The sequence below is a fragment of the Shouchella clausii genome (assembly GCF_002250115.1).
Taxonomy (GTDB): Bacteria; Bacillota; Bacilli; order Bacillales; family Bacillaceae_D; genus Shouchella; species Shouchella clausii.
The window spans coordinates 3,828,646-3,839,607 of record NZ_CP019985.1; the positions used below are offsets into that span (position 1 = coordinate 3,828,646).

General features: G+C 46.0%; 12 protein-coding genes. All 12 read right to left on the minus strand.

What is annotated here, in order from left to right; genetic code table 11:
- Positions 1–108 precede the first annotated feature (108 nt).
- Positions 109–807, minus strand: a complete 699-nt coding sequence (locus BC8716_RS18700; RefSeq protein WP_094428165.1) for a zinc metallopeptidase — start codon at positions 805–807, stop codon at positions 109–111.
- Between the two features lie 117 nt (positions 808–924).
- Positions 925–1,698 carry a sporulation protein YpjB gene (gene ypjB, locus BC8716_RS18705; RefSeq protein ID WP_157730492.1) on the minus strand — a complete coding sequence of 258 codons (774 nt, stop codon included), beginning with the start codon at positions 1,696–1,698 and terminating at the stop codon, positions 925–927.
- Between the two features lie 55 nt (positions 1,699–1,753).
- The gene (locus BC8716_RS18710) at positions 1,754–2,356 is read right to left on the minus strand and encodes a DUF1405 domain-containing protein (protein WP_094429297.1); all 603 of its coding nucleotides are present in this window, start codon (positions 2,354–2,356) and stop codon (positions 1,754–1,756) included.
- Between the two features lie 59 nt (positions 2,357–2,415).
- The gene (locus tag BC8716_RS18715; RefSeq protein ID WP_094428169.1) at positions 2,416–3,192 is read right to left on the minus strand and encodes a menaquinol-cytochrome c reductase cytochrome b/c subunit; all 777 of its coding nucleotides are present in this window, start codon (positions 3,190–3,192) and stop codon (positions 2,416–2,418) included.
- A 39-nt stretch (positions 3,193–3,231) separates the two neighbouring features.
- Positions 3,232–3,903: a menaquinol-cytochrome c reductase cytochrome b subunit gene (gene qcrB / locus BC8716_RS18720; RefSeq protein ID WP_011246751.1), complete on the minus strand. Its 672-nt coding sequence runs from the start codon at positions 3,901–3,903 to the stop codon at positions 3,232–3,234.
- Between the two features lie 14 nt (positions 3,904–3,917).
- Positions 3,918–4,409 carry a Rieske (2Fe-2S) protein gene (locus BC8716_RS18725; protein ID WP_062746968.1) on the minus strand — a complete coding sequence of 164 codons (492 nt, stop codon included), beginning with the start codon at positions 4,407–4,409 and terminating at the stop codon, positions 3,918–3,920.
- 131 nt (positions 4,410–4,540) lie between these two features.
- Entirely contained in the window at positions 4,541–5,008 is a 468-nt protein-coding gene (locus tag BC8716_RS18730) for a YpiF family protein (RefSeq protein ID WP_094428171.1), read from the minus strand.
- Between the two features lie 63 nt (positions 5,009–5,071).
- Positions 5,072–5,617 (minus strand): ReoY family proteolytic degradation factor, encoded by a 546-nt coding sequence (locus BC8716_RS18735; protein WP_094428173.1) that lies wholly within the window; start codon positions 5,615–5,617, stop codon positions 5,072–5,074.
- 127 nt (positions 5,618–5,744) lie between these two features.
- Positions 5,745–7,004, minus strand: a complete 1,260-nt coding sequence (locus BC8716_RS18740; RefSeq protein WP_257251584.1) for a tetratricopeptide repeat protein — start codon at positions 7,002–7,004, stop codon at positions 5,745–5,747.
- 415 nt (positions 7,005–7,419) lie between these two features.
- Complete coding sequence (aroA, locus tag BC8716_RS18745; RefSeq protein ID WP_094428177.1) at positions 7,420–8,712, minus strand: 3-phosphoshikimate 1-carboxyvinyltransferase; 1,293 nt, start codon at positions 8,710–8,712, stop codon at positions 7,420–7,422.
- 10 nt (positions 8,713–8,722) lie between these two features.
- The gene (locus tag BC8716_RS18750) at positions 8,723–9,820 is read right to left on the minus strand and encodes a prephenate dehydrogenase (protein ID WP_094428179.1); all 1,098 of its coding nucleotides are present in this window, start codon (positions 9,818–9,820) and stop codon (positions 8,723–8,725) included.
- A gap of 22 nt (positions 9,821–9,842) precedes the next feature.
- Complete coding sequence (gene hisC / locus BC8716_RS18755) at positions 9,843–10,952, minus strand: histidinol-phosphate transaminase (RefSeq protein ID WP_094428180.1); 1,110 nt, start codon at positions 10,950–10,952, stop codon at positions 9,843–9,845.
- Between the last annotated feature and the right edge of the window lie 10 nt (positions 10,953–10,962).

A 10,962-nucleotide genomic window follows, 5' to 3' on the forward strand; every position in this document is an offset into this window, starting at 1 on the left:
ACTGTTAAAGCGCTTTTTCGGGGCATGCAAGCTCCCATTTTAATGGGCACAAAAAAACCAGCCCAAGTGAATGAGCTGGTTTCAGACTAAGCCGATTTGTTCCGACCATTAGTCGCGTTGTGACAAGTAAATCATAATGAAGCGTGCTAGTTCGAGCAAAGCGACAAGCGCTGCTGCCACATAAGTTAAAGCAGCGGCATCAAGGACTTTCTTTGTTTCCCGCTCTTCGTTGTTTACAATAATCCCACTTGCAACCATTTGCTCCATTGCTCTGTTGGAAGCGTTAAACTCGACTGGCAACGTAACCACTTGGAATAACACAGCGGTGGCAAAGAAGATAATACCCATTAGCAAAACAGGGTTTCCGCCAACTTGAGCACCAACGCCGAAGAGCAAACCGGCTAAAATCAGCCATTGGCCTAAATTGCTGCCGATGGAAGCAACGGGCGCCAAAGCGCTGCGAAATTTCAAGAACGAGTAGTTTTCTGCATCTTGGATCGCGTGTCCTACTTCATGAGCGGCAATGGCCGCTCCGGCAACTGAAGCGTTGCGGTAATTGTCTGTTGACAACCTTACAACTTTGGCACGTGGATCGTAGTGGTCAGATAACTCCCCTTTAACCTCTTCGACTTCAACATCATAAATGCCATTGTCATGAAGAATTTTTCGGGCTACTTCTGCACCTGTCATTCCTGCACTGTTTCGGATGCGCGAATATTTTTTATACGCCCGTTTTACTTTTCCTTGAGCCAGAAGCGGGATTAGAATGAGAAACGCTAAATAAAACAAATAAACACCGAGACTCATTGCAATCACCTCACTTTATCTTAATACTATTATCGTAATCAAAACGTCAAAGAAAGTCAAACTTCCCGCTATTGTTGCACGCTGTTTTTTGAACGGCTGTCACCGTTTTGACACATTTTATTCTTTTGCCTTTACTCGCCGTTTCTCAGCCCGGTATTTTCGATAACCAACATAAGATAAAGACACAACAAGCGGCCCACCGATAGACAGAATCGCCCATAAGAGCGATGGGTCTATTCCGTCCTCGCCACCACCTTCATAAAGTTCTTTAAAAGCGCCGCGCATCGTTTCAATATGATCTTCCAGTTGCTCAGGCGATACGGATTGGTTTTCTAATAAAGCAAAATACGAGTCAAAACGAACAACGGTTTGTTCAGTTGTGCTTATGTGGATAGCCGGACGAATCATGCCGTATAGGGAATGAAATGCATTTATTTGGCGTTTCAGAGCTTGGGCATCTTTTGACACAGCCGCTTCCTCTAGGTCGTCTAGTGACGCCATCACTTGCGTTTCCGTGCTTTTCCAAAGGGGTTCGCTGTTTTCGGCAAACGCGTCAATCGCAAGGCGAAACGCTGTGACGAGGCGAATTCGTTCATCATCAGGCATATTTGTAGCCGTTAATGCATCTTCAGCATTTTCAAACGTTGTTGTTAGTGTGCGTAACGAAGACATTGTCCATTCCTGGTCTTCAAAATCATAAGAAAGGAAAAAATCCGCAAACACACTCATTAGCCGTTTTCCATCTTCATAACGCTGTTCTTTCGTTAGCTTCAGCACTTGATTTGCCGTATGATTCAATTCTTTCCACGCTTGGGCATCATTAGCAGAGCCAGGCATAGGCAGCATCACTACGATACAAACAAGCAAAACGAGCATCATCCAATGACGCATTTCTTGTCCCTCCTCTGTTCTAAACATCCTATGAACAAAAGGACAAGAGTAGACCTTAGCCTGGCAAATTAATACGAAGCGCGTGCTGGCGTACGTTCAGGAAGTAGACGGTTGCTACACAGACAAGTCCTAACAGGAATGTAAACCAGCCAATGCCGTCGATATAAGGCATAATTCGAGTACTTAACCACGGGTGCATGTGAAAATGGTAATCGATAAAGTCGTTGAAGACAGTCCATAATAACGCTGCCGCCAAATGTCCTTTTTTGATGCGGAAGTATGGCATGAATAAAAGCGCCTGTAAAGCCATGCCTGCATGGGATACATTCAGCATAATAATTTGCCAATGAAGCGGGGCGCCTTCCATCACTTGAAACGTATTCATGACAACTGCCCACACGCCGTATTTAAGTAACGTCACAGCAGCAAGCGCTTCGATTAAGCCGGATTGCTTCCGGATCAAAAAGCCAATCAACACAAACACAAAAAACAAACTTGCCGTCGGACTGTCAGGCACAAACCAGATAAAATGCAGCGGAGTGGCCGCAAGCTGGTCGCCATACCAGTAAAACCCATAGATCGTGCCTAACACATTAATGATTAGCAGCAACCATAAGCTGATGCGTTTCGTTAAAAGCCCATACAAATAAGCTAGCATGCCAGCCCTTCCTTTCATGAAAAAAGCCGCCTAAAAAGGCAGCTTTTAGTATAACACAATCATTCTGGGTCTTGACCATGGTTTGCGATGAACTCTGCCAAAATTTGCAGTTCTTCTTCAGACCCCGTGAACTGGTCGGCAGGCATCGCTCCTTGCCCATTTTGAATGATTTCAATGACTTCTTCAGGTGTTTTTTCTGTTTCGAGCAAGTTCGGCGCTCCAGCACCGCCTGTCATTTGGTCGCCATGACATTGAATGCATGAATCTTGGCTTGAATAAATTTCAAACCCCTCTGCTTCCTCATCGATTTCGGCTCCTTCTACTAGCTTCCCTTGCTGGGCAGCAGCTTCCCAGTCATGCTGGGCCACTGACTCCCATGTCAAGTAAACAACGGAAGCAACACCAAGAAGCATAATAGATGTAGCAATCGGGCGACGGTGAGGCCGACGCTCTTTTGATGTATCCAGCCACGGAGCAAGCAGCAAAGCGCCGAATGCAACGCCTGGAATAACCACCGTACCTAGTACATTAAAGTCGCCAGAAGCAAACTCATACTTAAGCAATTGATATAAAAACAGGAAATACCAGTCTGGAAGCGGAATGTAGGCTTCCAATGGATCAGCGATTGCTTCAAGCGGCGCAGGATGGGCCACAGTTAAGCATAAAAAGCCCATTAAAAAGACTGCCCCTACCATCCATTCCCGCAATAGGAAGTTTGGCCAAAAAGCTTCCGTTTTTCCAGGGTATTCCGAGTAGTCTTTTGGAATGTTTGGTTTTCGGCCATCCGCCTTGACACGGGAATCGCCGACAAACTTCATTCCTTTTCCTCGATGCATGGGTTTCCCCCCTTAGTATAATCACATATTAGCTAGCTATTATAGCGGGCCAGAAATGCCTTGACGGCGAATCATGATAAAATGCGCCCCAAGCAAACCAAGCAATGCTGCTGGCAAGAAGAAGACATGGATAGCAAAAAAGCGCGTCAACGTCGCAGCACCGACAATTTCGCCTCCGGCAAGCAACGCTTTTGTAAAGTCGCCGATGATCGGTACGCTTTCAGCAATTTGAAGTGTGACGACAGTCGCAAAGTATGCTTTCATATCCCAAGGCAACAAATAGCCTGTTAAGCCAAGGCCAAGCATCACAAAGAAAATCAATACTCCTACAACCCAGTTTAATTCACGTGGCTTTTTGTACGAGCCGGTAAAGAACACGCGCAACGTATGTAAAAACATCATGACAATAACAAGGCTGGCGCCCCAATGGTGCATGCCGCGGACAATGACACCCATTGCTACATCGTTTTGCAAAAAGTAAACAGATGCATGGGCATTCACAATGTCCGGCACGTAGTACATGGTAAGGAACATTCCCGACAAAATTTGAATAACGGTTACAAAAAACGTCAAACCGCCAAAACAATAAATAAACGCTGAAAAGTGATGAGCTGGGTTGACGTGCTCCGGCACTTCATGGTCAGCGATATCCCGCCACATTGGCGTTATGTCGAGACGCTCGTCCACATAATCATAAATTTTTTGAAGCATTTCTCGCGCCCCTCCTAAGTTCTTTGACTCACCTGTCCAAGATAAACTTGATTGCCTTCCACCACGACTTCAAAAACATCAAGCGGTCGCGTTGGTGGCGTTCCGGCGATATTCGTACCATCCTCTTCAAAACGGCCTCCATGGCATGGGCATTGGAACTCGCTCGCATCTTCATTGTACGAAACCGTGCAACCAAGATGAGTGCATACTGAAGATAGAGCGACAACTTTATCGCCGTCCAAATAGATGTAAGCTTCGTGCTCTACTTGTGACTCGTACCATGAGTCAACTTGCGTGAAGCTCCATGTAAAGCGCTGCGGCACATCGGTCAAATCATCCAGTTCGCAAACGAGCTGCATATCCGACTCCGCACCTGCTTTTAAGGCAGGATCAAGGGCAAAGCGAATCATCGGCATTAACATGCCAGCAGCCATGAAACCGCCGACGCCAGTGAGCGTGTACGATAAAAATTGCCGTCTTGATACTTTGTGGTCTCTCTCGCTCACTATTTTCCCTCCTAACAACGTTCATAATTGTGCTCCTTTTATTCTGAGCATTCTTAACAAGACTAATACTAGGACGATACCATCATACTATAAACCGCCTACATTGCGCAATATAAGTTAGAAGAGCGCTTTCAGACTTTTTGTTGCCATAGCTGCGATAAAAGGGGAATAAGCTGTTTCAACTGCCCGTCCATCACTTCTTTACGGTGCTTCGCTTCAACAAATTCAAGGGGAAGCGCCGGCACAAAAAACAGTGCCATTCCGTCAAGCTCCTTTTCAGCCGTTTTCCATTCCCCGTCAGCAGTCAACAAACAAATGTGGGAAAATGAGGCTGCTTTTAAATCGGCTGCCCACCCTAACAGCCTGTCAATGCGGCTTGCCATTGGTTCTGATTGGGCATAAGTAAAAGCAGGAAATTGCATGATCCGCCCGTGAAATTGCCGTTCCATTTCATCTGCTAGCTGAGCAGTAAACTCAACCGCTTGCGTCACTGTTTTCGCCTCAGTAGCCCACGTTGTTTTCATTAGCGGAATAAGAGCCGTGTCTACATAGTCAGCCGCTTTTAAATATGTATCAATGTCTGCTGCACGAAACCGCATATCATCCTCTCCTTTTTGTCCTTCTATAGTATAGCAAAAAAACAGAGCCAGTTGGCCCTGTTTTCAAGATTTTCTTAAGCGATTTAGCCGTTCGCTCAATTCCATGAACGTCTCCTTATCGCCATTGTCAAGCGCCTCGTCAATCGCTTCAGACAGCTTTTTGAGTTGGAACAAGCGAACCGACTCCTGTAAAAGCGCTTCTGCTTTTCGCTCAAATGCCTGAGCCCTTTCTTGCGTTTCTGGCAAGTACGGATTGTCTTCGAGCACCGCTAAATATTGCGGGCACGTTAAGCGCTCTTGGAAGTGGAGCTCAATATATATGTCTTCTGTTTGGTTTAAGCGAATGTCGTGGAACGCTTTTTCGCAATCCGTTGTGACATGATGCTTTTTGCGGAAAGAAAATGGGATTTGTTCGATTCCTTGAGCAGAAATAACCAAAGCTTTTGGCGTGCCTTCAGAATGGTTTAAAAAGTGAACTCGTTCCATTAGCGTATCATCATTCATCAAGTAGTTCAAAAGCCAAGCACATTCTCGCCTTTTCAGTTGATGGCGTTTGAGAAAGCTGCGCAAAAATGCTTTTTTGTCCATGACTGGAACCATATTGCTCATTGCTCACTCCCCCTTTCTGAATTCGTTGGAAACTTTCCTAGTCCTGCATACCTGTAAATTCGCCTTGCCATTGCCTGAATCCTTTTTCTAGCCACAATTCGTTTTCTACAAATCGCGCTGTATCATACTACTCTGCCTGCAATTCATCGAGGAGTTCTGACAAATCACTCCGCTCAGGGCTTTGTTGCAGCGCTTTTTGAAAAAGTTCTACCGCCTTGTTTCGCTCTCCCTCTTCCAAAAGAAAGTGGCCATACTCGCTTAGAAAGTCTGTGTCTTCATGAAAAGCAACATAGGCCTCTTTGTATTTTTCCCGTGCCGTTTCATAATACTCTAGCTGTTTATGAGCGAGTGCTTCGTACCAAACGAGCAGCGCATCTGTTTCTCCGTAGGACTTGGCATGTTCGACAAGCTCCAGCAAGTCGTCATATCGTTCTTGCTCCCGCAAAAACGCTGCTAATGTTTGCAACGCCTCTGTATTTGTTGGATTTAAAGCAATAGCCTGGCGTAAGTATTGTTCAGCGCCGACAAAATCCTGTTGTTTATACAGCAGTTTCCCTGCAAGCAATGGCAGCGCATCATTAAATTCATCCATACGCATACCCGCGGCCAATGTTTCGAATGCTTCCTCATAACGCTTTTCTGCTTCATAAGCGCGTGCAAGCGGCACATAGACACTTGTAAAATCAGGGTCGAGTGTTTTCACAGCCTCAAGCTGTTCAATTGCCACCGTGTAATCACCTTGCTGAAAAGCGGTAAAACCAAAGTTAAACAAAGCATTCGGCGGCAGTTCATTCTGTTTTTGCTGGTGGTATAGCAAGAGCGCGTCTTCAAACTGGCCATTAGCCCCATAAGCTTCAGCAAGCGCCAAACCGACATTTATGTCACCCAGTTCCTCTTTTGCATGCAATGCCTGTTTTAAATACGGGATTGCTTTATTATATGAACCTTGTTCAAGATAAAATTCACCGAGTGCATACGTAATGATGACCTCATTAGACGCTTTTTTATGGGCGGCGAGCAGTCTTTGCTCAGCTACTTCATCAAGAGATTGCAACTGGTATAAATCAGCAAGCAGCAGTTGTGCTTGTAAAAAACTTGGGTCGTGTTCGCCGATCTCTAATAAATACTCAATCGCTTCGTCTTCTTGGTCGGCGTCAATCATCATTTCTGCCGCCAAAACGTACAACTCCCCTTCATCAGGGTATAATTCGAGCAATTGTTCAATAAGCGGCCGTGCTTTATCAACATGTCCTAGCTCATAATAAAGCTCCGCTGCTTGGTAGAGCTGGTCATGGTTCGTTGTATTCGCAAACGCATCTAGTAAACGGAGTGCTTCTTCTACATTCCCAGATTCAATCGATGCATAAACTTTCTTTTTTATATCCACAAAAACATCATGCTCCTTTTGCATGCTTCTTGCCTTTATTTTATAGTAAGCAATTGTGCCCTTTCAACCATTCTGTTTGCCCATCATTTTAAAAAAATCTTTTATGGCAAAACCTGTTGACAATGGAAGCGTTTTCGTTTATTCTCTAATTAGCGTATGGTTTCTCTCCACTCCTATCCATACATTCTTAGCTATTATGGCTAAATCCATTTGTAAACGCTTTCGTTTACAGGTGGATTCTTTTTTTTGGGGCAAAAAAGCAAGCACATGGCTTGCTTTTAGACTATAAACACTGCTCGTATCTTCGTTGATCTGCTTAGCAACTGTTCACGCACACGGAACCATTTGCTCCCGTCCTCGCTTTCCTGACTTCGCCCCTCTGCTACAATCGATTTCGATTCGCTTGGACGCTCTTCTACTGTAGCGACTGTAAATGCTCAAAAAACTGAGGATACGATACAGAAATGGCGCCTGTGTTTGCTAATTCTACCGGCCCATTTGCGCATAAAGAGGCAATGACAAGCGCCATGCCAATACGGTGGTCGCCATGGGAATCCACTTTCCCGCCTGTAAGCGGCTTGCCGCCACGGATAATCATGCCGTCATCGGTCGCTTCAATGTCCGCACCAAGCTTAGCCAATTCGCCTACAACTGTATCAATGCGGTTCGTTTCTTTCACTTTTAGCTCTTCAGCATCACGGATAATGGTTGTGCCCGAAATTTGCGTAGCAAGCACTGCTAACACCGGTATTTCATCAATTAACGTAGGCACTTCCTCCCCTTCAATGACAAACGGTGAGAGCTCGCTTTTTGATATCGTCATATCGCCCCGCGGTTCACCACCTGTAGTCACTTGTTCGTCAATCGACAGCTTTGCTCCACTCCGCTTTAAGACTTCAAGAATGCCGGCACGCGTTGGATTTAAGCCTACATTCTTTAAGTGGACGCGACTCCCCGGAACGATACAGCCTGCGACAAGAAAAAACGCCGCCGACGAAATATCCCCTGGAACAACAACGTCAGCTGCTTGAAGGGACTGGCCGCCTTGAATCGAAATGGTCTTGCCCGCTGTCGTCACTTTCACGCCAAAAGCATGAAGCATTCGCTCTGTATGGTCTCTTGTTGTTTGCGGCTCTGTAACAGATGTTTCCCCTTCTGCTTGCAATCCTGCTAACAGAAGCGCTGATTTGACTTGTGCACTTGCTACAGGCATCGTATACTCGATTGCTTTCGTTTGCCCACCGCGAATCGACAATGGGGTTTTATTTCCCGTTTCCCGTCCGTCAATTTGCGCGCCCATTTGCCGAAGTGGTGCAGTCACCCGTGCCATCGGGCGTTTGCCAATCGAATCGTCACCGACAACGACCGAATGAAAAGGCCGGCCAGAGAGGACGCCCAATAACAAACGGATCGTCGTGCCGGAATTGCCGACATCTAACACCCCATTTGGCTCTTTCAGCCCATCTAACCCTTTGCCTTCAACCGTGACTTTGTCGCCTTCTTGTTCAATCGCCACGCCCATTTGCCGGAAACAGGCGATCGTGCTTAAACAATCATCGCCAGGAAGAAATCCGCTGACGTTTGTTGTACCATTCGCCATAGCGCCAAACATGACAGCGCGGTGTGAAATCGATTTATCGCCAGGTACGACAATTGTCCCTGACAAACCCGATTCTGCTTTGTTTAGCACCTTTATCGTCTCGTCCATATTCTTCTCCTTATATTGTGTAAGTTTCATACATATGCCGTTTCAGTTCTTTTTGGGCATATATTCGATCCTCTTCTGAACGGAAACTAAGGCGTAAAACGCCCATAATGTCTTCCCGCGTCTCTAATATCCGAATATTGGTAATGCTAATTTCTTTATTAGCAAGTATCCTTGTCACATCAGAAATAACACCTGGATGGTCAGGAACATCGACAAACAAATCATAAAAAGCGGGTATCGCTCCTTTTTCGCGCTGTGGCAACTCTTCACGAAATGCTTTTGCTTCTTGGAAGTAAGCATGAATGGCTTTGCCGTCGCAGCGTTCAACCATTTCCTTTACAGAATCCATCTCGATTTGCCATTCGGCAAATAGGCGCAGCATTTCTTCTTTATTATGCAAAAGCACATCACGCCACATGACCGGGCTCGCCGAGGCAATCCGCGTAATGTCCCTAAAACCACCTGCCGCTAATTGGGCTACCTCTGGATCGGTTTTTTCAAGCTTTTTGAGCTGATGGACTAGGCTAGCTGCAATAATATGGGGGAAATGGCTCACTGTGCCTGCCAGTTTGTCATGCTGTTGTGGTTCCATTTGCAAAAAACGCGCTTTCGTGCCTTTCAACAAATTTTGCAAGGCGATAATATGGCGTGGCTCACTATTCTTGCCAGGGGCTAGTAAGTAAAACGCATTTTCAAACAAATGGGCTTTTGCTGCCTCGACGCCTGATTTATGTGAGCCTGCCATCGGATGGCCGCCAATAAAGCAGACGTTGTCACTGAAATGGGTATCAGCAGCCGCGGCAATATCTTGCTTTGTTGAACCGACATCCGTAACGATGACACCTTGTTTCAACGAGATCGTGCTAAGCTGCTCAATCAATTCAATCGTTTTGCTTACTGGCACTGCTAAAATGATAAAATCAGCTGCTTGTGCCCCTTCTTCTAGGCTTGAGGCAGCCTCATCAATTACGCCAAGTGCTTTAGCCATATGGAGCTGTTCGGCTGAAATATCGTAGCCGACCAAATGGATGTCTTGGTCGCGCTTAATTGCAAGCGAGATGGAGCCGCCAATCAACCCCATCCCGACAACAAATGCTGTACGCTTCATGTCAATACCATTCTCCTACTCTTTATGCGCCTAAGCTTGCAAGGAGCTGGTCCAAAATCTCAGGAGCTTTTTCTATAAAGGCATCATTTTCGGCCTCATTGCCTATGGAAATTCGGATTGCCGTCGGGTAACCGAGCGCTTCACCTGAACGGAGAATAAAGCCATTCTCAAGAAAAGCTTGAAAGACTACATCTCCCGGAATCCCTGTTTCCACTAGCAAGAAGTTTGTTTCCGACGGAAACACAAACATCCCTCTAGCCTCAAAGAAAGCGCGCAATTTTGCCTTCTCGACACTGTTTTTTTGCTTGCACGCCACAATAAACGCTTCGTCTTCCAGCGCTGCGAGCGCGGCTGTGTGGGCAAGGATGTTGTTGTTAAAGGGCAATCGCACAGGTTCAACTTGGCGAGCGATCTCACGCTGACTAATGCCGTAGCCGACGCGGAGGCCTGCAAGTCCATATGCTTTTGAGAACGTCCGCAACACAACTAGTTGCGGATATGCATTTAACAGCGCAATGCTGTTTGGGAAGTCTTCTAATTCTACATATTCATAGTAAGCTTCATCGACAACGACCAAGCATGTAGTTGGAACGGCGTCTAAAAACTTTTTCAACTCAGCTTCACCGAGTGCGACCCCATTTGGATTGTTAGGATTGCAGACCCAGACAATCCGCGTTTGGTCGTCAATCGCTGCAAGCATTGCATCTAAATCGTGGGAGCCGTCTTCTTTAACGGTTATTTCTTTGATCGTTGCCCCTTCAATCGTTGCATTTAACTTGTACTGAGAAAAAGAGGGCGTCGCCATAACCGTGTTGGTCTCAGGCGTTAAAAAACTTCTGCATAGTAGTTGAATAACTTCATCGGTGCCATTTCCTAATATAAGCTGTCCTTCATCTACTTTATGTTTGGCAGCAAGTGCTTTGCGCAAGGCTGTGCCATAGCCATCCGGATACAAAAACGTTTTTGATGCTCCATCGGCAATCGCCTTTGCCACAGCAGGAGACGCCCCATACGGATTTTCATTCGATGCCATTTTTATGACGGTCTCTAAACCGTATTCCCTTTTCACATCTTCAATCGGCTTGCCTGGGGCATATGGTGGCAACCCTTGTATTTGTTTTTTTGCTAACATCGTGTCTGCA